Here is a 22378-nt window from a genome sequence, read left to right on the forward strand (position 1 = left end):
GGCACGTTGGCCGCGTTACTGTACCGCCGCTTCCTGCACCACGCGGATCACCCGCTGCGGAAAGGGAATGTCGATACCCTCGGCCTTGAGACGGTCACGTGCATGCTCGTTGAGCATGAACATCACATCCCAGTAGTCCGCCGTGTTCACCCAGATACGCAGCGACACGGTGATCGAGCTGTCACCCAGGGTGGAAATCACCGCCTGTGGCGCTGGCGTCTGATGTACACGCGGGTCATTGGCCAGTTCCAGCAACACCTTGCGCGCCGCCTGCAGGTCAGCCTCGTAGTCCACGCCCACATCGAACACCACCTTGCGCGTCGGCTGACGGTTGGTGTTGGTGATGATGCCGTTGGACAGGCTGCCGTTGGGCAGGATCACGGTCTTGTTGTCACCGGTGCGCAGCACGGTGTGGAAGATCTGGATACTGTCGACCGTACCGCTGACGCCCTGCGCCTCGATCCAGTCGCCCAGGCGAAACGGACGGAACAGCAGGATCAGCACGCCACCGGCGAAGTTCGCCAGGCTGCCCTGCAGGGCCAGGCCGATGGCCAGGCCAGCGGCACCGATGGCGGCCACGAACGAAGTGGTCTCGATACCGATCATCGAGGCCACGCTGACCACCAGCAGGATCTTCAGAATGATGTTCGCCAGGCTGCTGATGAAGCCTTGCAACGCCAGGTCGGCATTGCGCAGGGCCAGCAGTTTGCCCAGGCGGTAGGTGACCTTGTTGATCACCCACCAGCCGATGGCCAGGGTCAGCAGCGCCAGCAACAGGCGGCTGCCGTACTCCATGATCATCGGGATCCAGGTCTGCGAAGCCCTGACCAACTGATCCACTTCAGCGTTCAAATCCATACGTTGTCTCCTGATGCCGAGCGGCAATGAGCGGGTAACCGTGTCGCCGCAATCGTTTCAGCGGCCGCAAGGACCTCGGACGCCAGAATGGCACCAAGGTTCCTGACGAACCGCTATCAGTCACGGAAGTTGTTGAACTGCAACGGCATGCCGAACTCTTTGGCACGCAGCGCGGCGATCGCCTCTTGCAGGTCGTCGCGCTTCTTGCCGGTGACACGCACCTGCTCGCCCTGGATGGCGGCCTGGACCTTGAGCTTGGCGTCCTTGATATGGGCGACAATCTTCTTGGCCAGCTCCTTGTCGATACCTTCCTTCAAGGTGGCTTCCTGCTTCATCACCTTGCCCGAAGCGAAGGCATCCTTGACCTCCAGGCACTGCACGTCGATCTTGCGCTTGACCAGCGCGAGCTTGAGGATCTCGATCATTGCCTCGAGCTGGAATTCTGCCTCGGCGGTGAGGTTGACGGTCAGTTCCTTTTCCTTGAACTCGAAGCTGCCCTTGCCCTTGAGGTCGTAGCGGCGGTCGAGCTCCTTGACCGCGTTTTCCACGGCGTTGGTGACTTCGTGCTTGTCCAGTTCCGATACCACGTCGAACGACGGCATATCCTTTCTCCAAAAAATAAACGCACGCTCGCTGCCCTGATTTTGCACAGCATGATGGAGCGCGCCGGGTTTGACGGTTAAAATGCGGGCTCATTATAACGGTTGCGAAACGCGGATGAGCAGCACCTGGCATATTCTCGGCGCCGGAAGCCTGGGCAGCCTCTGGGCCTGCAGGCTGGCGCAGGCAGGCAAGGCGGTGCGCCTGATCCTGCGCGACCCGCAACGCCTGCAGGCCTACGAGGCGGCGGGCGGGCTGACACGGGTGCAACAGGGCCAGGCGCAACAGCATGCGATCCCCGCCGAAACCGCCGAGGCCAGCACGCCCATCCATCGTCTGCTGGTGGCCTGCAAGGCGTATGACGCCCCCATGGCGGTCGCCAGGCTGGCCCCTCGGCTGGCCCACAACGCCGAACTGATCCTGTTGCAGAACGGCCTGGGCAGCCAGGACGAGGTGGCCAACCAGGTGCCGCACGCACGCTGTATCTTCGCCTCCAGCACCGAAGGCGCGTTTCGCGACGCCGACTGGCAGGTGAATTTTGCCGGGCACGGCTTCAACTGGCTGGGCGACCCGGCCAACCCGCTGCCGCCTGCGTGGCTCGACGACCTTGTCGACGCCGGTATCCCCCATCAGTGGACCCCCGACATCCTGACCCGGCTGTGGCGCAAGCTGGCCCTCAACTGTGCGATCAACCCCCTGACGGTGCTGCACGATTGCCGCAACGGCGGCCTGGCCGAGCATCACTGCGAAGTCGCCACCCTCTGTGCCGAGCTTGCCGAGCTGCTGCAGTGCTGCGGGCAACCGCAAGCTGCCGAGGGCCTGCAGGATGAAGTGGAACGGGTGATCCAGGCCACCGCTGCCAACTACTCTTCCATGTACCAGGATGTGCTGAACGGCCGACGCACCGAAATCCACTACCTGCTTGGCCACGCCTGCCGCATCGCCACCCGCCACGGTCGCCCGCAGGCGCACCTTGAACGGCTGTACCGGCGCCTGGTCGAACACCTGAACGCACGCGGCTTGCCCAGCGACTGAGGGCACCGCTACCCTGCCCCTTCATCCACAGGATCAAGCCGTCACCATGCCCTTGCGCGAACGCCTGGAAAACCTGCCGGTCGGCCAGAAACTGCTGGCGGCCTTGCTGGTGCTGCTGATCACCATCCTGCTGGTGGCCAACCTGACCTTCATCAGCGCCGCTTACTGGATCTCCCAGGAGGCCATGGCGCCCCAGGCCCTGCAGACCATCGGCCGGCTGGTGTCAAACCCGGAACTGGCGCAGCGCGCCGCCGACTCCCCGCAAGCCGCCAACACCCTGCTCAAGGAGCTGGACAGCTACACCCCGCTGCGCGCTGCGGCGCTGTACGGCAGCGACGGCAAGCTGCTGGCGCAACTGCAGCACGGTGAGGTGCTGGCCTTGCCCAAGCGCTACCGCAATATCGAGTCCTGGCGCCTGACCGAATTTCGCAGTACCCAGCTGATTACCCTGCCACGCCCCGGCAGCCCGCCCGGGCACCTGCTGCTGGTGGCCAGCAGCGAGCTGCCGATGGCGTTCTACACCGGTACGCTGACCGCAAGCCTGGGCATCCTGGTATTCAGCGTGCTGCTGTGGATGCTGATCGCGCGCCAGATCAAGCGCCTGATCACCCAGCCCATCTACCAGCTCGAACAGCTCTCGCGCCAGGTCACCCGTGAAGAGAACTACGCCCTGCGCGCCCAGCCCGGCAACCATGACGAGATCGGCAGCCTGGCCGAGGCTTTCAATACCATGCTGTCGCGCATCGAGGCCCGCGAACAGCAGCTCAAGCGCGCACGTGACGAGTTCCAGACCGCCTATGACCAGGCCCAGGGCCTGGCCCAGGAGACTCGCCATACCAACCGCAAGCTGGAGCTGGAAGTCCAGGTGCGCAGCAAGATCGAGCGCAAGCTCACCGGTTTCCAGAACTACCTCAACAGCATCATCGACTCGATGCCCTCGGCGCTGATTGCCCTCGACGAGCAGCTTTACGTGACCCAGTGGAACCAGGAGGCCAGCGCCCTCTCCGGCACCCCGCTGGATGAGGCGCTGAACCAGCCGATCTTTCTCGCGTTCGAGCCGCTCAAGCCGTTTCTGCCGCAACTCAAGGAGAGCGTGGAGAAGCACCGCGTGGCCAAGATCGAGCGGGTCACCTGGACCAAGGGCGACGATGCACGCCACTATGCCCTGACCTTCTATCCGCTGATGGGCGGCGGCGGGCGCGGCGTGGTGATCCGTATCGACGACATCACCCAGCGCCTGTCGCTCGAAGAGATGATGGTGCAGTCGGAGAAAATGCTCTCGGTGGGCGGCCTGGCCGCGGGCATGGCCCACGAGATCAACAACCCGCTGGGCGCGATCCTGCACAACGTGCAGAACATCCGCCGGCGGCTGTCGCCCGACCTGCCCAAGAACCTTGAACAGGCCAGTGAGACCGGCATCGACCTGGGCACGGTCAACCAGTACCTGGAGAACCGCCAGGTGCCGCAACTGCTCGATGGCATCCAGCAGGCCGGCGCACGGGCGGCCAAGATCGTGACCCACATGCTCAGCTTCAGCCGACGCAGCAACCGCCAGATGGCGCCTTGCGACCTGCCGGCACTGATCGACCAGGCCGTGGAGATCGCCGGCAACGACTTCGACCTCACCATCGGTTTCGACTTCAAGGGCCAGGCCATCGTGCGCCAGTTCGACCCGGCGCTGGGCCCGGTACCGGGCACGGCCAACGAGCTGGAGCAGGTCCTGCTCAACCTGCTGAAGAACGCCGCCCAGGCGATTCACCAGCGCACCGACGACAGCGAACCGGGGCGCATCATCCTGCGTACCCGGCTCAACCCGCCCTGGGCCGAGATCCAGGTGGAAGACAACGGCGTGGGCATGCCGGAAGCTGTGCGCAAGCGCACCTTCGAGCCCTTCTTCACCACCAAGGAAATCGGCCAGGGCACAGGCTTGGGCCTGTCGGTGTCGTACTTCATCATCACCAACAACCACAAGGGCCAGATGGAAGTGCAGTCGGCCCCCGGCCAGGGCACCTGCTTCACCTTGCGCCTGCCCTTGAACAGTGCCACGGTCGCGTCTATCCCCTCTATTACCACGGAGTCATGAGCATGGGTTTTCGCTTGTCGAAAATTTACACCCGCACCGGCGACACAGGCGAAACCGGCCTGGGCGACGGGCGCCGGGTACCCAAGGACCACCCACGCATCGATGCCATTGGCGAAGTGGACACCCTCAACAGCCAGTTGGGCATGTTGCTGGCAGGGCTGGCGGAACAAGGGCTGGATGAAATCATCGAGGTACTGGCGCCGTGTCAGCATCGCCTGTTCGACCTGGGCGGCGAGTTGGCGATGCCCAGTTACCAGGCGTTGAACGGGGCCGAAGTGGCGCGACTGGAGGCGGCCATCGATCACTGGAACGAGGAATTGGGGCCGTTGGAGAACTTCATCTTGCCAGGAGGCTGCGCGCTGATCGCCCAGGCCCATGTGTGTCGCAGCGTGGCGCGCAGTGCGGAGCGGCGCTGCCAGCAGCTCAATGCACTGGAACCGTTGGAGGGGGTTGGGTTGGCGTATATCAACCGGTTGTCGGATCTGCTGTTCGTGGCCGCACGGGTGATTGCGCGGCGCCAGGGGGTGGCCGAGGTGTTGTGGCAGGCTGCGGCCAAACCCTGAGGACGCCTTCGCTGGCCAGCCAGCTCCCACAGGTACAGTGCCACCCTTGAATACGGCGCGGTCCTTGTGGGAGCTGGCTTGCCAGCGAAGGGCTGCAAAGCAGCCCCGTTTCAGGCCTCAGGCCAGAACGCCCGAATCCCCGCCACGCCCTGCGCACCGCACTGCCAGGCACGCGCACGATCAGCCGGCCCCACACCGCCCAGTACGTACACCGGCCGGTTGAACCCTTCGATCAGCTCGCTGACCTGCTCCCAGCCCAACGGTACCGCCTCGGGATGGGTCTGGGTCGCCTGCACCGGCGACAGGGTGACGAAATCCACCCCCATCTGCTCGGCCAGCGCCAGTTCTTCAGCGTTGTGGCACGACGCCGCCAGCCAGCGCTCCTTGGGAAACGGCCGGCCCTTGGGCGCGTACTTGCGCAACTGCTCGGCCGTCAGGTGCCAGCCGGCAGACGGGAAATCCCCCAGCCATTCCAGCGGCCCCTTGAGCATCAACTGCGCCTTGCCCGCACACAGCCCCACCGCATCCACTGCCACATCACGGTACTTGGGGTCGTAGCCGTTCGGCGCACGCAACTGCACCAGCCTGATCCCGCCCGCAATGGCCTTCTGAATGCCGCGCAACAGTTGCGGTGCCTCCAGCTCGCCAGGGGTGATCAGGTAGTCGCCCGGCAGGCGCGCTGCCGCCACGATCGGCTGGTTGGCCTCGGGGAAGTCGTACTGCGACAGCTCCCGCGCCGACACCCACGCCAACGGCTGGCCTTCGGCGCCATGGGGCTCGCCGGTAAACCCGTCGACCTCCCACACATCCAGCAGCACCTGCTTGTCGGCATAGTCATGGCAGACCTTGATCAGCGGTCGCGCCCGGGTCACCACGATGCCCAGCTCTTCGTGAAGCTCACGGGCCAGGGCGGTCTCGACGGCTTCACCCGCCTCGACCTTGCCCCCTGGGAACTCCCACAGCCCCCCCCTGGTGCTGGCTGTCGGCGCGTCGGGCAATCAGGATGCGCCCGTCGCTGCCACGGATGACCGCAGCGGCTACGTGAACCCTTTTCACTGCGCACGCTCCGCCAGCCCGGCCTGTTGCCAGACCTGGAAGGCCGGCCATTGGTAGATGGCTTCGACATAGGCCGCCGCTGGCGCTGGCAGCTCGACGCGGTAGGTGCGCAGACGCACCGCCACCGGGGCGAAGAACGCATCGGCCAGGCTCAGCTCGCCGAACAGGTACGGGCCGCTGGCCTTGGCCGCCAGGCGGCATTCGGACCACAACGCTATGATGCGCTCGATATCCACCTGCACGTCCAGCGGCACAGACTCCAGCGCCTGGTCACGGCTGAAGTCCATCGGCATGTTGTTGCGCAAGGCGAAGAAGCCGCTGTGCATCTGCGCACACGCCGAGCGTGCCTGGGCGCGTGCAGCGGGGTCGGCGGGCCACAGGTTGGCGTCGGGGTGACGCTCGGCCAGGTACTCGGCAATCGCCAGCGAGTCGGCGATGGTGCCATGCTCGGACTTGAGCAGCGGGACCTTGCCGGTCGGGGAATGCTCGAGGATGCGCTGACGGGTATCGGGCTGATTGAGTGTGATCAGCAGTTCGTCATACGGGGCCTTGGCCAGATCAAGGGCCAGGGCGGCGCGCAGCGACCAGGAGGAATACAGCTTGTCGCCGATGATCAGTTGGTAGCTCATTGGGGGGCTCCATCAAGATGTGCGGGGGCTGGTAGGACCGCTTTGGCGGCCCTTTCGCTGGCAAGCCAGCTCCCACAGGGTTCTATGGCACACACAAAACCCTGTGGGAGCTGGCTTGCCAGCGAACGGCCGCAAAGCGGCCGCAGCTGTATCAGGTACGGTATTCGGCGTTGATCTTCACATACTCGTGCGACAGGTCGGTGGTCCAGATCGTCTCGGTGCAGTCACCACGGCCCAGGTCGATGCGGATGGTGATTTCTTCCTGGGCCATTACCGCCGAGCCCTGGGCTTCGGTGTAGCTGGCACTGCGGCCGCCTTGGCTTGCGATGCACACCTGGTCCAGGTACACGTCGATCAGGCTCACGTCCAGGTTCGGCACGCCGGCACGGCCCACGGCCGCCAGGATGCGCCCCCCAGTTCGGGTCGGAAGCGAACAGCGCAGTCTTGATCAGCGGCGAGTGCGCCACGGCATAACCGACGTCCAGGCATTCCTGATGATTGCCACCGCCGTTGACCTGCACGGTCACGAACTTGGTCGCGCCTTCGCCGTCGCGCACGATGGCCTGGGCCACGTCCATGCACACCTCGAACACCGCCGTCTTCAGCGCCTCGAACAGCGCACCGCGGGCCTCGGTGACTTCAGGCAGGTTGGCCTTGCCGGTGGCAATCAGCATGCAGCAGTCGTTGGTCGAGGTATCGCCGTCGATGGTGATGCGGTTGAACGACTTGTTCGCGCCATCGAGCAGCAGGTCCTTGAGCACAGCCGGCGACACCTTGGCGTCAGTGGCGATGTAGCCGAGCATGGTCGCCATGTTCGGCCGGATCATCCCGGCGCCCTTGCTGATGCCGGTGACGGTGACGGTCACGCCCTCGTGCTGGAACTGACGGCTGGCCCCCTTGGGCAGGGTGTCGGTGGTCATGATGCCGGTGGCGGCCTCGGCCCAGTGGTGTTCCGACAGGTCGTCGAGTGCGGCCTGCAGCGCGCCTTCGATCTTCTCGACTGGCAACGGCTCACCGATCACGCCGGTGGAGAACGGCAGCACGGCGTCGGCATCCACGCCGGTCAGCTCCGCCAGCCTGGCGCAGGTGCGCTCGGCAGCGGCCAGGCCCGGGGCGCCCGTACCGGCGTTGGCATTGCCGGTGTTGGTCAGCAGGTAACGCACAGGGCCCTGCACGCGCTGCTTGGCCAGGATCACCGGTGCTGCGCAGAACGCATTCAAGGTGAACACGCCCGCGACGCTGGAGCCTTCGGCGCAGCGCATCACTACCACGTCCTTGCGCCCGGGGCGCTTGATGCCCGCAGAGGCAATGCCGAGTTCAAAACCGGGAACCGGGTGCAACGTTGGCAAAGGACCAAGACCAACAGCCATGAAAGCGCTCCTAGAAAAAATGCACCGGTTCAAGATAACCGGCGCTTGAGATGGAACAACGCCGCGGCGGGGTACCCGTCGCGGCGCGGTGTTCAGATATCAGCAGGGTGCAACGACGGTTCGATCAGTCGATCTTGCCGTGGCACTGCTTGAACTTCTTGCCCGAACCGCACCAGCAAGGCTCGTTGCGGCCCAGCTTCTGCTCGTTGCGTACCGGTGCTGCCGCCACGGCCACATCGGCGCCCTCTTCAAGCAGCTCGCCCGCTTCCAGGCCTGGGGCCTCGGCGTGCTGGAACTGCATGCGCTGGGCCAGTTCCTCGGCGTCGCGACGCAGGCGCGCCTCTTCTTCGATCGGGTCTTCGCGGCGAACCTGAACATGCGAGAGCACACGGATGGTGTCGCGCTTGATCGAGTCGAGCAGTTCCTGGAACAGGGCAAACGACTCGCGCTTGTATTCCTGTTTCGGGTTCTTCTGGGCGTAGCCCCGCAGGTGGATACCGTGACGCAGGTGGTCCATGGTCGACAGGTGGTCTTTCCACAGGTCGTCGATCACGCGCAGCAGGATCTGCTTCTCGAAGGTGCGCAGGGCATCGGCGCTGGCCTGCTCTTCCTTCTCGTTGTAGGCCGCCATCAGCTCGGCCATGAGCTTCTCGCGCAGGGTTTCTTCGTACAGGTGATCGTCTTCGTCCAGCCACTGCTGGATCGGCAGCTTCACGCCGAAATCGCTGGCCAGGGCCGCTTCCAGGCCCGCCACGTCCCACTGCTCGGGCAGCGACTGCGGTGGAATGTGCTGGGCAACGGTAACGTCGAGCACTTCCTGGCGGAACTCGGCAATGGTGTCGCCGATGTTGGTCGCCGCCAGCAGGCTGTTGCGCATGTGGTAGATGACTTTACGTTGCTCGTTGGCCACGTCGTCGAATTCGAGCAGCTGTTTGCGGATGTCGAAGTTGCGGCCTTCGACCTTGCGCTGTGCCTTCTCGATGGCATTGGTGACCATGCGGTGCTCGATGGCCTCGCCGGACTGCATGCCCAGGGCCTTCATGAAGTTCTTCACGCGGTCGGAGGCGAAGATGCGCATCAGGCTGTCTTCGAGCGACAGGTAGAAACGGCTCGAACCCGGGTCGCCCTGACGGCCGGAACGGCCACGCAGCTGGTTGTCGATACGACGCGACTCGTGACGCTCGGAGGCGATCACGTGCAGGCCACCGGACTCGATCACCTGCTGGTGACGCTTCTGCCAGTCGGCCTTGACCTGGGCAACCTGCTCAGGCGTCGGGTTGTCCATGGCAGCCACTTCGACTTCCCAGTTGCCGCCCAGCAGGATGTCGGTACCACGACCGGCCATGTTGGTGGCGATGGTCAGTGCACCCGGGCGACCGGCCTGGGCGATGATCTCGGCTTCCTTCTCGTGGTACTTGGCGTTCAGAACCTTGTGATCGATGCCTTCCTTGATCAGCAGGTTGGACATGTGCTCGGAGGTTTCGATGGTCGCGGTACCCACCAGCACCGGCCGGCCCGAGGCCATGCTTTCCTTGATGTCGGCGATGATCGCGGTGTATTTCTCTTCGGCGGTCAGGTAGACCAGGTCGTTGAAGTCCTTGCGCGCCAGCGGCTTGTTCGGCGGGATCACCATCACGTTGAGCTGGTAGATCTGGGCGAATTCGAACGCTTCGGTGTCCGCCGTACCGGTCATGCCGGACAGCTTGTTGTACAGGCGGAAGTAGTTCTGGAACGTGGTCGAGGCCAGGGTCTGGCTCTCGGCCTGGATGTTCAGGTTCTCTTTCGCTTCGATGGCCTGGTGCAGGCCTTCGGACAGGCGACGGCCCGGCATGGTACGGCCGGTGTGCTCGTCGATCAGCAGGATCTGACCGTCCTGGACGATGTACTCGACGTTGCGATGGAACAGCTTGTGTGCGCGCAGGCCGGCATACACGTGGGTCAGCAGGCCCAGGTTATGCGCCGAGTAGAGGCTCTCGCCCTCGGCCAGCAGGCCGACCTGGGTGAGCATCTCTTCGATGAACTGGTGACCGCCTTCGTTGAGTTCGACCTGGCGGGTCTTCTCGTCGATGCTGTAGTGACCTTCCTGGGTGACCTGGCCCTCGACCTCTTCGATGTGCTGCTTCAGGCGCGGGATCAGCTTGTTGATCTCGATGTACAGCTTGGAGCTGTCTTCGGCCTGACCGGAGATGATCAGCGGGGTACGGGCTTCGTCGATCAGGATGGAGTCGACTTCGTCGATCACGGCGAAATTCAGCTCGCGCTGGAATTTCTCTTCCATGCTGAACGCCATGTTGTCGCGCAGGTAGTCGAAACCGAATTCGTTGTTGGTGCCGTAGGTGATGTCGGCGGCGTACGCGATGCGCTTCTCTTCCGGCGGCTGGAACGGGGTGACGACACCCACGGTGAGGCCGAGGAACTCATACAGCGGGCGCATCCAGTTGGCGTCGCGGCGGGCCAGGTAGTCGTTGACCGTGACCACGTGCACGCCCTTGCCGGACAACGCATTGAGGTACACGCCCAGGGTGGCGACCAGGGTCTTGCCTTCACCGGTACGCATTTCTGCGATCATGCCTTCGTGCAAGGTCATGCCACCGATCAACTGTACATCGAAGTGACGCATGCCCATGACCCGCTTGCCGGCTTCACGCGCAACGGCGAAGGCTTCGGGCAGCAACTGGTCGAGGGTCTCGCCTTTGGCCAGGCGCTCTTTGAACGCTGCGGTCTTGCCCCGCAACTGCTCGTCCGAGAGGGCGACCATCTGCTCTTCGAAGGCATTGACGATCTGTACCGTCTTGAGCATGCGTTTGACTTCACGCTCGTTCTTGCTTCCAAAAAGTTTTTTTAACAAAGGCGCAAACATATCGGCAGGATCTTCCACACGTAGGGATGGAGGGCGGCCCCGTGAGTCGCCCGTGCAGCCCTTATGGCCGCATGCGAACGAGCATTCTACCCGGAAACGATGGTGAGGAAAGTGGCGGATTTCCACGATGCTGGCACAGCGCTTTGACGGGGCTTTTTTACAATAAGGGCATTTTCGCCAACTTCAACCCGTCGAATCATGAAGAATCACCTTTGGGGCGATCTGTTAAGATGGCCACCTTGCCTCTTTCGGTACCGCCCAATGGCTTTTCGCCCCCTGCCCGCCCGTGCGCCTGCCGTGCTTCTGCGTGAAGCCAGGCCGCTCAAGGCCCTGTTCAGTCAGGCCCAGCGCCTGGCGCAGTTGCAGCGCCTGGTGGAGAGCCAGTTGCAACCCGCTGCCCGCGAGCACTGCCATGTGGCCTCGTGGCGCGAAGGCACCTTGCTGCTGATCGTGACCGACGGGCACTGGGCCACGCGCCTGCGCTACCAGCAGAAGCGCCTGCAGCGCCAGCTGGAGGCAATGGAGGCGTTCAGCAGCCTGACCCGCATTCTGTTCAAGGTGCAGCCGGTAGCCGGCGTGGCGCCCGCTGCGGGGCACCCGATGGACATTTCGACGCTCTCTGCCGAGAACATCCAGGCCACGGCCGAGGGGATCACCGACCCCAAGCTCAAGGCGGCACTGGAGCGCCTGGCCAGCCACGGCAAGGCTCGAGAACTGCCGAGCGGATAAGGCCGCCTTCGCTGGCAAGCCAGCTCCCACAAGGTTTTGTGAGCACTGAAAATCCTGTGGGCGCTGGCTTGCCAGCGAAGAGGCCAGTAAAGGCTGCGCAATAAAAAAGGGCCACCCGAAGGCAGCCCCAAAAATAACTAAAGAAGAGAGAGTTCGTACTTACACTGCCGCAACCGGACGCATGTAAGAGATCGGTGCCGTACTGGCATCTTCGAAAGTCACCACTTCCCAGGCATCGGTTTCCTCGATCAGCTTGCGCAGCAGCTGGTTGTTCAGCGCGTGCCCGGACTTGTAGCCCTTGAACTCGCCGATCAGGCTGTTGCCCAGCAGGTAGAGATCGCCAATCGCGTCGAGGATCTTGTGCTTGACGAATTCGTCTTCGTAACGAAGGCCGTCTTCGTTGAGCACGCCGTCCTTGTCCACAACGATCGCGTTTTCAACGCTGCCGCCGAGGGCGAGGTTGTGCTTGCGCAGGTACTCGATGTCACTCATGAACCCGAACGTACGGGCGCGGCTGACTTCCTTCACGAACGAGGTGCTGGAAAAGTCCACGCTGGCACTTTGAGTCCGGTTGTGGAACACCGGGTGGTCGAAATCGATCTCGAAACTCACCTTGAACCCTTCGAAAGGCAGGAAAGTGGCGCGCTTGTCGCCGTCTTCCACTGTCACTTCACGCAGGATGCGGATGAACTTCTTGGCTGCGTCCTGTTCTTCCAGGCCGGCAGATTGAATCAGGAATACAAAGGGCCCGGCGCTGCCGTCCATAATTGGCACTTCGGACGCGGAGAGCTCGACGTAGGCGTTATCGATGCCCAGGCCAGCCATGGCCGAGAGCAGATGCTCTACCGTGTCTACCTTGGTATCGCCATTGACCAGTGTCGTGGACATGGTCGTCTCGCCGACGTTTTCCGCGCGGCAGGGATCTGCACCACAGGGTCGAGGTCGGCGCGGCAAAATACGATGCCGGTATCCACAGGGGCGGGCTTGAGGGTCAGGTAAACCTTTTCCCCGGAGTGCAGACCGACACCTGTGGCACGGATGATATTTTTCAGGGTGCGTTGTTTAATCATGGCATTGGCCGCTTCAGCGCAAATTGCGAACTGGTATCAACAAAGGCTGAGGATAATAGCAGACCCGGCCTTTGCTGAACACCAATCACCTTCATAGCCCTGATAAATTCCATTAATCGGCCTGGCGACGCAGGAAAGCCGGGATGTCCAGATAATCCAGGTCGTCCTGTGGATTGAGCTTCTGTGCCGCGGCGGCCCCGGCATGAGCCTGGTTGCGCATGACGGTCGGACGCTCCAGATCGCGGTAGTTGACCGACGCCTGTTCCGGACGTACCGGTGCAGGGGCTGCGGTCTGTACGGCGGACTGCAGGGTGTTGTCGATGACCTTGACCGGTTTTTCGATCTTGGCACCCAGGCCGGTAGCCACCACGGTCACGTGCAGCTCGTCGCGCATGTCCGGATCGATGACGGTACCGACCTTGACCATGGCGTGATCAGACGCGAACGCCTCGATGATGCTACCCACATCGGAGTACTCACCCAGCGACAGGTCAGGACCTGCGGTGATGTTCACCAGGATACCGCGGGCACCCTGCAGGTTGACGTCTTCGAGCAGCGGGTTGCGGATCGCCGCCTCGGTCGCTTCACGCGCACGGTTCGGACCGCTGGCGCAGCCGGTACCCATCATGGCCATGCCCATCTCGCTCATCACGGTACGCACGTCGGCGAAGTCGACGTTGATCATGCCCGGACGCTTGATGATGTCGGAGATACCGCGAACGGCACCGGCCAGCACGTCGTCAGCCTTGGCGAAGGCCGACAGCAGGCTGGCATCCTTGCCCAGGATGGTCAGCAGCTTCTCGTTCGGGATGGTGATCAGCGAGTCGACGCTGTCGGCCAGAGCACGGATGCCCTCGTCGGCAATCTGCATGCGCTTGCGACCTTCGAACGGGAACGGACGGGTCACCACCGCAACGGTGAGGATGCCCATTTCCTTGGCCACTTCGGCGATGATCGGCGCAGCACCGGTACCGGTACCGCCGCCCATGCCAGTGGTGATGAACACCATGTTGGTGCCTTGCAGCACTTCGGCGATGCGCTCACGGTCTTCCAGCGCGGCCTGACGACCGACCTCCGGATTGGCACCGGCACCCAGGCCCTTGGTCACGCCGGTGCCCAGTTGCAGGATGGTGCGCGCGCCGATGTTTTTCAGCGCTTGAGCATCGGTGTTGGCGCAGATGAATTCGACGCCTTCGATGTTGCTCTTGACCATGTGATTGACGGCGTTGCCACCGCCGCCACCGACGCCGATCACCTTGATGACCGGACTTTGCGGGACGTTGTCTACGAGCTCGAACATTTTCCCTCTCCTTTCAGTTCTCTAGTTTTTTTGCGCCTACTACTACTGCTTTGAAACTTAAAAGTTGCCCTGGACCCAGCGCTTGAGTCGCTCAAGCACGGGGGGCCTTCGGTTCATCGCCATAGCTGTTGCTGCTGATACCGGTCAGGGTCACGCCTTCGGACTGCTTCTGCAGGCCATAGGTCAGAAGGCCCACGCCGGTGGAATAGATGGGGTTGCGCACCACGTCGCTCAGACCCCGCACGGTGTACGGCACGCCCAGGCGTACCGGCATGTGGAAGATCTCTTCGGCCAGCTCTACCGCGCCTTCCATCTTGGAAGTACCGCCGGTGAGCACGATGCCGGCCGGCACCAGGTCTTCGTAGCCGCTGCGGCGCAGTTCAGCCTGGATCAGGGTGAACAGCTCGTCGTAGCGTGGCTCGACCACTTCGGCCAGGGCCTGGCGCGACAGCTCGCGCGGCGGACGATCGCCCACGCTCGGCACCTTGATGGTTTCGCCGGCACCGGCCAGCTTGGCCAGGGCGCAGGCGTAGCGGATCTTGATCTCTTCGGCGTACTGGGTGGGCGTGCGCAGGGCCATGGCGATGTCGTTGGTGACCTGATCGCCGGCAATCGGGATCACCGCGGTGTGGCGGATCGCGCCTTCGGTGAAGATCGCGATGTCGGTGGTGCCGCCGCCGATGTCCACCAGGCACACGCCCAGCTCTTTCTCGTCATCGGTCAGCACCGAGTAGGCCGATGCCAGCTGCTCGAGGATGATGTCGTCGATCTCGAGGCCGCAACGGCGCACGCATTTCTCGATGTTCTGCGCCGCGTTCACCGCACAGGTGACCACGTGCACCTTGGCTTCCAGGCGTACGCCCGACATGCCCAGTGGCTCGCGTACGCCTTCCTGGTTGTCGATCACGTAGTCCTGCGGCAGGGTGTGCAGCACACGCTGGTCGGCCGGGATGGCCACGGCCTGGGCCGCGTCCAGTACGCGCTCAAGGTCCGCCGCGCTGACTTCGCGGTCGCGGATGGCGACGATACCGTGGGAGTTCAGGCTGCGGATGTGATTGCCCGCCACGCCGACGAACGCCGAGTGAATCCGGCAGCCAGCCATCAGCTGGGCCTCTTCGACAGCGCGCTGGATCGACTGCACGGTGGACTCGATATTGACCACCACGCCCTTTTTCAGCCCGCGCGAGGGATGGGTGCCGATACCGACGATTTCCAGGGTGCCGTCGGCGGCGACTTCGCCCACCAGTGCAACCACCTTGGACGTACCGATATCCAGCCCGACGATCATTTTGCCGCTATGCGCATTTGCCATGGGTCCTGCCTCTCTCTAATTCTTCGCAACAGCGGGTTGGGCTGTCGTCGGTGCATTCGGTTCCCGCCAGCCAACGGCCAGGCCATTGGCGTAACGCAGGTCGATGCGGGCGATGTTCGTGATCTGTTCTTTGAGCGTCTTGTCGTAAATGGCAATGAAGCGGCGCATCTTTTCCACCAGGTGGTCACGCCCCAGCAGCAACTCGATCCCCGGGCCGGCACTGCCGGCACCGGTGGTCAGAAACCAGCTGCCGCGCTCGCGCAGTTCCAGCCGGGCAATCGAGAAGCCCATGGGCCGCAACATCTGGCTCAATACCTGATATTGCTGCATCACTTGCTGCTGCGCCCGCTGCGGCCCAAACAGCTGCGGCAGGTGCTCGTAGTTGGCCAGCTCACGTGGGGTGAACGCCTGGCCCTGGTTGTTGAGCAGCGCCTCATCGCCCCAGCGGGCCACCGGCAACTGCTCTTCGAGGCGGATCACCACTTCGTCCGGCCACACCCGGCGCACTTCGGCGTGGGCGATCCAGGGCATCAGCTCAAGCTCGGCGCGCATGCTCGCCAGGTCCACGGTAAAGAAACTGGCCGCCACGTACGGCGCGATACGCTGCTGCACCGCCTGCTGGCTGATGTAGCTCAGGTCGCCCTGCACGGCGATCTTGGTGATCGGGCGATCGGCGTACGGCATCAGGCGCTGCGCCCCCTCATAGGCGCCGAAACCGGCCACCACCAGCAGTACCGGCCACAGCAGGCGCTTGAACACACTGAAGTTGGCCTTGGGCAGGCGCGCCGACAGTGGCTCCTTGGCCACCATCCGGCTGGCACCACGCGGCACCGGCTTGCGACCGGTGGCGGGTTGCTGATGACGTACCATCGCGCCTTGCATGGGCTTAACCTCGCGCCTCGACGCTGGCCGCCAGGATCGCCAGCACCAACTGCTGGAAGTCCAGGCCGGCCGCGCGTGCCGCCATCGGGACCAGGCTGTGATCGGTCATGCCTGGTGCTGTGTTGACTTCCAGGGGCCAGAAGTTGCCCTGCTCGTCCTGCATCACGTCCAGACGGCCCCAGCCGGCAATGCCGATGGCGTCGCACGCACGGGCGGTCAGGTCGATCAGTTCCTGTTCCTTGGCAGCGTCCAGGCCGCACGGAATGCGGTACTGGGTATCGTTGGCGACGTATTTGGCGTCGTAGTCGTAGAACGTGTGCGGGGTGCCCAGCGCGATCGGTGGCAAAACCTGGCCGCGCAGCACGGCAATGGTGAACTCCGGACCGTGAATCCATTGTTCAACCAACACTTGCGAGTCGTAGGTGGCGGCGTCCTTCCAGGCAACGATCAATTCTTCAACGCTGCTCACTTTCGCCATACCGATACTGGAGCCTTCATGGGCCGGTTTGACGATCAAAGGGAAGCCCAGTTCCGCGCCCGCAGAAATACAGTCTTGCTCGCTGGCCAGCACGGCGTGGTGCGGGGTTGGAATGCCCAGGCTTTTCCACACCTGCTTGGTGCGCAGCTTGTCCATGGCCAGGGCCGAAGCGAGGATACCGCTGCCGGTGTAGGGGATGCCCAGGCACTCGAGCAGGCCCTGCATGCTGCCGTCTTCGCCGCCACGACCGTGCAGGATGATGAAGGCACGGTCGAGCTTCTCGCTCTGCAGACGCGCCAGCAGGTCATCGCCCACATCGATGGCGACCACCTCGACACCGGCACGGGTCAGCGCGTCGATCACTGCGGCGCCGGACTTGAGCGAGACTTCGCGCTCGGCGCTCTTGCCGCCGTACAGCACGCCTACGCGACCGAAGGCTTGCGGGTCGAGGGTCGAGTGCAGCTTGGAGTATTCAACAGTCATTTGGCTTTCCCTGCGGCGGCAACTGCCCCCGCGAACAACGGGCTTTTCAACAATTGCGGGGCCAGGCCACCGATGTCACCGGCACCCTGGCACAGCAGGATGTCGCCGGCGCGCAACAGCGGCTTGACCAGCGGCGCGAGTTCCACGCCACGCTCGATGTAGATCGGGTCGAGCTGACCGCGCTGACGGATGCTGTGGCACAGCTGGCGGCTGTCGGCACCGGGGATCGGCTCTTCGCCGGCCGGGTAGACCTCCATCAGCAGCAGCACGTTGGCGTCGGCCAGCACCTGCACGAAATCGTCGTACAGGTCGCGGGTGCGGCTGTAGCGGTGCGGCTGGTACACCATCACCAGGCGGCGCTCCGGCCAGCCACCGCGCACGGCCTTGATCACCGCCGCCACTTCGGTCGGGTGGTGGCCATAGTCATCGACCAGCATCACGCTGCCGCCTTCGACCGGCAGTTCGCCGTACACCTGGAAGCGTCGGCCGACGCCCTGGAAGCCCGACAGCCCCTGCACGATGGCCTCGTCGCTGATGCCTTCGTCGGTGGCGATGGCGATGGTCGCCAGCGCGTTGAGCACATTGTGGTTGCCCGGCATGTTCACCGACACGTCCAGCGGCTCGCGGTCACGGCGCAGCACGGTGAAGTGGGTCTGCATGCCCGATTGGCGCACATTGATCGCACGCACGTCGGCTTCTTCGACAAAGCCGTAGGTCACCGCCGGACGCTTGACCAGCGGCAGGATCTCGCGCACCACCGGGTCGTCCAGGCACACCACCGCCAGGCCGTAGAACGGCAGGTTGTGGAGAAACTCGACGAAGGTCTTCTTCAGCTTGTTGAAGTCGCCTTCATACGTCGCCATGTGATCGGCGTCGATGTTGGTGACCACCGCAACCAGCGGCTGCAGGTGCAGGAAGCTGGCATCGCTTTCGTCGGCTTCGGCGATCAGGTAGCGGCTGGTGCCCAGTTGAGCATTGGTGCCCGCAGCATTCAGCCGGCCACCGATGACGAACGTCGGGTCCAGGCCGCCGGCGGCGAACACCGAGGCCAGCAGGCTGGTGGTGGTGGTCTTGCCGTGCGTACCAGCCACCGCGATACCGTGGCGATAACGCATCAGCTCGGCCAGCATCTCGGCGCGCGGCACCACCGGGATACGGCGCTCCAGCGCCGTGGCGACTTCCGGGTTGGCGGTATTGATGGCGCTGGACACCACCAGTACATCGGCGCTGGCGGCGTTCTCGGCGCGGTGGCCGATGAAGATCTCGGCACCGAACGACTCCAGACGCTCGGTCACTGCCGAAGTCTTGAGGTCCGAGCCCGACACCTGGTAACCCAGGTTCAGCAGCACCTCGGCGATACCGCACATGCCAACGCCGCCGATACCGACGAAGTGGATGCGGCGGATACGGCGCATTTCCGGTTGTGGCATGGCTTTCTGGTTCTCAACCATGAGCCACCTCCAGGCAGATATCGACCACGTTGCCGGTGGCAGCGGGCTTGGCCAGGCGCCGTGCGGTAGCGGCCATGGTGTCGAGTTTTTGCGGTTGCATCAGCACCTCGTTCAGGCGTTCAGCGAGCTGCGCTGCGCCAGTTGTCGCTTGCGGCATCAGGAAGGCGGCGCCTTCACGTGCCAGATAATGGGCGTTGTGGGTCTGGTGATCGTCGATGGCGTGGGGCAAGGGCACCAGCATCGAGGGCAGACCGGCCGCAGCCAGTTCGCTGACGGTCAGCGCCCCGGCCCGGCAGATCACCAGGTCGGCCCAGCCATAGGCATGGGCCATGTCTTGGATGAACGGCTCTACCTGAGCCTCGATCCCGGCCTCGCGATAACGCTGGGCAGTGATCTGGTCGTGCTGCTTGCCGGCCTGATGGAACACCTCAGGGCGCAGCGCCTCGGGCACCAGGGCCAGGGCCTGCGGCAACAGCTTGTTCAAAGGCTCCGCGCCCAGGCTGCCGCCCAGCACCAGCAAGCGCGCACGGCGACCGGCCAGTGGCGCGCGCGCAGGCTCCAGGAACAGTTCGTCACGCACCGGGTTGCCGGTGGTGCGCAGTTTGTCACTGGCCGCGAAGGTGGCGGGGAAAGCTTCGCAGACTCGCCCTGCCAGTGGCACCAGCAGCCGATTGGCGGTACCCGCCCGGGCGTTCTGCTCGTGAATCACCACCGGCACGCCGGCCAGCTTGGCCGCCACGCCGCCAGGCCCTGTCACGTAGCCGCCAAAACCGACCACACACACCGGCTTGAGCCGGGCAATGATGCGACGCGCCTGCAACACGGCCTTGAACAGGGTGAACGGGGCCTTGAGCAGCGACAGCTTGCCCTTGCCCCGCAGGCCGGTGACCTGGATCAGGTGCAACGGCAGACCGGCCTGTGGCACCAGCTCGTTTTCGATACCGCGGGGGGTGCCCAGCCAGTGCACGGTGTAGCCGCGCGCCTGGAATTCACGGGCGCAGGCCAGGGCCGGGAACACGTGGCCCCCGGTGCCGCCTGCCATGATCAGTACGTTTTTGCCATCAACGGCCATGTCTCGGCTCCTCGGCAAAATCGCTTTCATCGAACTCATGCTCTTCGCTGCCCAGGTGCGTGCGGCTTTCCCACTCGATACGCAGCAGCAAGCCCATGCACACACAGCAGATCACCAGCGAGCTGCCGCCGTAGCTGAGGAACGGCAGGGTCAGGCCCTTGGTCGGCAGCAGGCCGACGTTCACCCCGATGTTGATCAGGAACTGGCCGATCCACAGGAACGCCAGGCCGTAGGCCATGTAGGCGGCGAAGTATTGCTTGGCTTTCTCGGCCCACAGGCCGATGTACATGGCGCGCACGCTGACGAACACGAACAGCGCCACGGTCAGCAGCGAACCGAGCACGCCCAGTTCTTCGGCCAATACCGAGAACACGAAATCGGTGTGCGCCTCGGGCAGGTAGAACTGCTTCTGCACGCTGTTGCCCAGCCCGACACCCAGCCACTCGCCTCGACCGAAGGCGATCAGTGCCTGGGTCAGCTGGTAACCGGAACCGAACTGATCCGACCAGGGGTCGGTGAAGGTGATCAGGCGCGCCATCCGGTAGGGCTGCGCCTGTACCAGGATGAACACCGCGGCCACCGCCAGCACCACCATCAGGCTGAAGCGGAACAGCCCCACCCCGCCCAGGAACAGCATCGCGGCAGCGGCGCCCATCATCACCACGGTGGCGCCGAAATCCGGCTCCATCAGCAGCAGGCCGGCCATCGGCAACAGCACGATGAACGGCTTGAAGAAGCCCATCCAGCTTTCGCGCACCTCAGTCTGGCGACGCACCAGGTAACCGGCCAGGTAGATCACCACGAACACCTTGGCGATTTCCGAAGGCTGCACGTTGAAGAAGCTGAAACCGATCCAGCGCATCGAACCGTTCACCTCGCGCCCGATGCCGGGCACCAGCACCAGCACCAGCAGGCCGAAGGCCCCCACCAGCATCATGAAGCCCATGCGCTGCCAGGTGGCGATCGGCACCATCATGGTGACGATGCAGGCAAACAGGCCGATGGCCACGTAGATCAGGTGACGAATCATGTGATACAGCGGGTTGCCCGACTGCACCGCGGCCACTTCCGAGGAGGCCGAGGTGATCATCACCAGGCCAAGGCCCAGCAGTGCGAGGCAACCGGCGAGCATGGCGAAATCGAGGTCGATGCCGCGGCCGGTGATCAGCGGGGACGGGTATGGCTTGACGATACCGAAGATCATGCCAGCCCCCCCACGGCCTGGGCGAACAGGCGCCCACGCTCTTCGAAGTTCTTGAACATGTCCAGGCTCGCGCAGGCCGGCGACAGCAGCACGGCATCGCCCGGCTGGGCCAGCGCGGCGCATTGCTGCACGGCTTCATCGAGGCTGGCCACGCGAATCAGCGGCACGCCGTCGCCCAGCGCTTGGGCCAGGCGTTCGGCATCGCGCCCCAACAGCACCACGGCGCGGCAATGCGCAGTCACCGGCGCGCGCAGCGCGGAAAAATCGGCCCCCTTGCCGTCGCCACCGGCAACCAGCACCAGCTTGCCGTCGATGTCCGCACCCAGCCCCTCGATGGCAGCCAGTGCGGCGCCGACGTTGGTGGCCTTGGAATCGTCGTACCAGCTCACCCCGTCACGCTCGCGCAGCCATTGGCAGCGGTGCGCCAGGCCGGCGAAGGTACGCAGGCTGGCCAGCATGGCGTCGAACGGCAGGCCGACGGCGTGGCCCAGGGCCAGGGCCGCCAAGGCGTTGGATTGGTTATGGGCCCCACGAATCTTCAGTTCGCGCACTGGCATCAGCGCCTGGAACTCGAACGCCAGGTACTTCTCGCCGTTCTCTTCGCGCAGGCCGAAGCCCTTGAAGTCCGGCGTGTTCAGGCCGAAGGTCCAGTACGGCACGTTGTCCATCAGCAGCGGACGGCTCAGCGCATCCTGACGGTTGACCACCACCTGGCGCGCCCCGCGGAAGATCCGGTGCTTGGCCAGGTGATAGGCCGGCAGGCCGCTGTAGCGGTCCATGTGGTCTTCGCTGACGTTGAGCACGGTGGCCACTTCGGCATTGAGCTGGTCGGTGGTTTCCAGCTGGAAGCTCGACAGTTCCATCACGTACAGTTCGATGGCGTCGTCCAGCAGGTCCAGTGCCGGCGTGCCGAGGTTGCCGCCCACGGCCACGCGCTTGCCCGCCGCCGCCGCCATCTCGCCCACCAGCGTGGTGACGGTGCTCTTGGCGTTGGAGCCGCTGATGGCAACGATGGGCGCCTTGGCGTTGCGCGCAAACAGTTCGATATCACCCGACAGCTTCACTCCGCGCGCGGCAGCCTGCTGCAGTGCCGGGGTGGCCAGGGCCAGGCCCGGGCTCACGTACAGCTCGTCGGCACGGCACAGGAACTCCACATCCAGCTCGCCGCAACGCACTTCCACCTGCGGGTAGTCGCGACGCAAGGTCGCCAGCTCCGGCGGGTTCTCGCGGGTGTCGGCCACTGCAAACGCAATGCCCCGGTTCGCCAGGAAGCGAACCAGGGACATGCCGCTCTTGCCGAGGCCGACAACGATGCGGAAGTGGTCAGACGCGATCAGGGACAC

General features: G+C 64.1%; 15 protein-coding genes and 4 pseudogenes. 4 read left to right on the forward strand and 15 right to left on the reverse strand.

Going from position 1 to position 22378, the window contains the following annotated elements; genetic code table 11:
* Positions 1-15 precede the first annotated feature (15 nt).
* Both KUO17_RS03020 and KUO17_RS03025 read right to left on the reverse strand, forming a co-directional pair.
* The gene (locus KUO17_RS03020) at positions 16-858 is read right to left on the reverse strand and encodes a mechanosensitive ion channel family protein (protein ID WP_217973556.1); all 843 of its coding nucleotides are present in this window, start codon (positions 856-858) and stop codon (positions 16-18) included.
* Positions 859-974: 116 nt separating this feature from the next.
* Complete coding sequence (locus KUO17_RS03025) at positions 975-1460, reverse strand: YajQ family cyclic di-GMP-binding protein (RefSeq protein ID WP_217973557.1); 486 nt, start codon at positions 1458-1460, stop codon at positions 975-977.
* 115 nt (positions 1461-1575) lie between these two features.
* Here KUO17_RS03025 and KUO17_RS03030 point away from each other — a divergent pair, with 115 nt between their 5' ends.
* Genes KUO17_RS03030 through KUO17_RS03040 form a run of 3 tightly spaced genes read left to right on the forward strand, consistent with a single transcriptional unit; the run spans position 1576 to position 5139 of the window.
* Positions 1576-2493, forward strand: a complete 918-nt coding sequence (locus KUO17_RS03030) for a putative 2-dehydropantoate 2-reductase (protein ID WP_217973558.1) — start codon at positions 1576-1578, stop codon at positions 2491-2493.
* Positions 2494-2539: 46 nt separating this feature from the next.
* On the forward strand, positions 2540-4576 hold the full coding sequence (locus tag KUO17_RS03035) for a sensor histidine kinase (protein ID WP_217973559.1): 2037 nt from the start codon (positions 2540-2542) through the stop codon (positions 4574-4576).
* A 2-nt stretch (positions 4577-4578) separates the two neighbouring features.
* Positions 4579-5139 carry a cob(I)yrinic acid a,c-diamide adenosyltransferase gene (locus KUO17_RS03040; protein WP_217973560.1) on the forward strand — a complete coding sequence of 187 codons (561 nt, stop codon included), beginning with the start codon at positions 4579-4581 and terminating at the stop codon, positions 5137-5139.
* A 110-nt stretch (positions 5140-5249) separates the two neighbouring features.
* On the opposite strand, the pseudogene KUO17_RS03045 reads toward KUO17_RS03040, so the two are convergent.
* The 4 genes and pseudogenes from KUO17_RS03045 to secA form a co-directional block, all read right to left on the reverse strand.
* Positions 5250-6195 (reverse strand): annotated as a pseudogene (locus KUO17_RS03045) (Nudix family hydrolase).
* Positions 6192-6824 carry a glutathione S-transferase gene (locus KUO17_RS03050; protein ID WP_217973561.1) on the reverse strand — a complete coding sequence of 211 codons (633 nt, stop codon included), beginning with the start codon at positions 6822-6824 and terminating at the stop codon, positions 6192-6194. Before KUO17_RS03050 ends, KUO17_RS03045 begins: the two are co-directional and overlap by 4 nt.
* A gap of 151 nt (positions 6825-6975) precedes the next feature.
* Positions 6976-8194, reverse strand: a pseudogene (gene argJ, locus KUO17_RS03055) (bifunctional glutamate N-acetyltransferase/amino-acid acetyltransferase ArgJ).
* Between the two features lie 124 nt (positions 8195-8318).
* Positions 8319-11054, reverse strand: coding sequence for a preprotein translocase subunit SecA (gene secA, locus KUO17_RS03060; protein ID WP_217973562.1), 2736 nt, complete (start codon positions 11052-11054; stop codon positions 8319-8321).
* Positions 11055-11315: 261 nt separating this feature from the next.
* On the opposite strand from secA, the gene KUO17_RS03065 reads away from it, so the two are divergent.
* Positions 11316-11783, forward strand: coding sequence for a DUF721 domain-containing protein (locus tag KUO17_RS03065; RefSeq protein WP_217973563.1), 468 nt, complete (start codon positions 11316-11318; stop codon positions 11781-11783).
* 159 nt (positions 11784-11942) lie between these two features.
* On the opposite strand, the pseudogene lpxC reads toward KUO17_RS03065, so the two are convergent.
* From lpxC to murD, 9 genes and pseudogenes are all read right to left on the reverse strand, one after another.
* Positions 11943-12853 (reverse strand): annotated as a pseudogene (gene lpxC / locus KUO17_RS03070) (UDP-3-O-acyl-N-acetylglucosamine deacetylase).
* A gap of 112 nt (positions 12854-12965) precedes the next feature.
* Positions 12966-14153, reverse strand: a complete 1188-nt coding sequence (gene ftsZ / locus KUO17_RS03075; RefSeq protein ID WP_217973564.1) for a cell division protein FtsZ — start codon at positions 14151-14153, stop codon at positions 12966-12968.
* Between the two features lie 57 nt (positions 14154-14210).
* Positions 14211-15465: pseudogene (gene ftsA / locus KUO17_RS03080) on the reverse strand (cell division protein FtsA).
* A 15-nt stretch (positions 15466-15480) separates the two neighbouring features.
* On the reverse strand, positions 15481-16347 hold the full coding sequence (locus KUO17_RS03085) for a cell division protein FtsQ/DivIB (RefSeq protein ID WP_163943474.1): 867 nt from the start codon (positions 16345-16347) through the stop codon (positions 15481-15483).
* A 4-nt stretch (positions 16348-16351) separates the two neighbouring features.
* A complete protein-coding gene (locus tag KUO17_RS03090) occupies positions 16352-17308 on the reverse strand; it encodes a D-alanine--D-alanine ligase (RefSeq protein WP_217973565.1) in 957 nt (318 codons plus the stop codon).
* Positions 17305-18759: a UDP-N-acetylmuramate--L-alanine ligase gene (gene murC / locus KUO17_RS03095; RefSeq protein WP_217973566.1), complete on the reverse strand. Its 1455-nt coding sequence runs from the start codon at positions 18757-18759 to the stop codon at positions 17305-17307. Before murC ends, KUO17_RS03090 begins: the two co-directional genes overlap by 4 nt.
* Positions 18752-19831, reverse strand: a complete 1080-nt coding sequence (gene murG, locus KUO17_RS03100; protein ID WP_217973567.1) for an undecaprenyldiphospho-muramoylpentapeptide beta-N-acetylglucosaminyltransferase — start codon at positions 19829-19831, stop codon at positions 18752-18754. Before murG ends, murC begins: the two co-directional genes overlap by 8 nt.
* The gene (ftsW, locus tag KUO17_RS03105; RefSeq protein WP_255263378.1) at positions 19821-21035 is read right to left on the reverse strand and encodes a putative lipid II flippase FtsW; all 1215 of its coding nucleotides are present in this window, start codon (positions 21033-21035) and stop codon (positions 19821-19823) included. The genes murG and ftsW overlap by 11 nt, the downstream gene beginning before the upstream one ends.
* Positions 21032-22378 carry a UDP-N-acetylmuramoyl-L-alanine--D-glutamate ligase gene (gene murD / locus KUO17_RS03110; protein ID WP_217973568.1) on the reverse strand — a complete coding sequence of 449 codons (1347 nt, stop codon included), beginning with the start codon at positions 22376-22378 and terminating at the stop codon, positions 21032-21034. The genes ftsW and murD overlap by 4 nt, the downstream gene beginning before the upstream one ends.

The organism is Pseudomonas aegrilactucae (assembly GCF_019168305.1).
Lineage (GTDB): Bacteria > Pseudomonadota > Gammaproteobacteria > Pseudomonadales > Pseudomonadaceae > Aquipseudomonas > Aquipseudomonas aegrilactucae.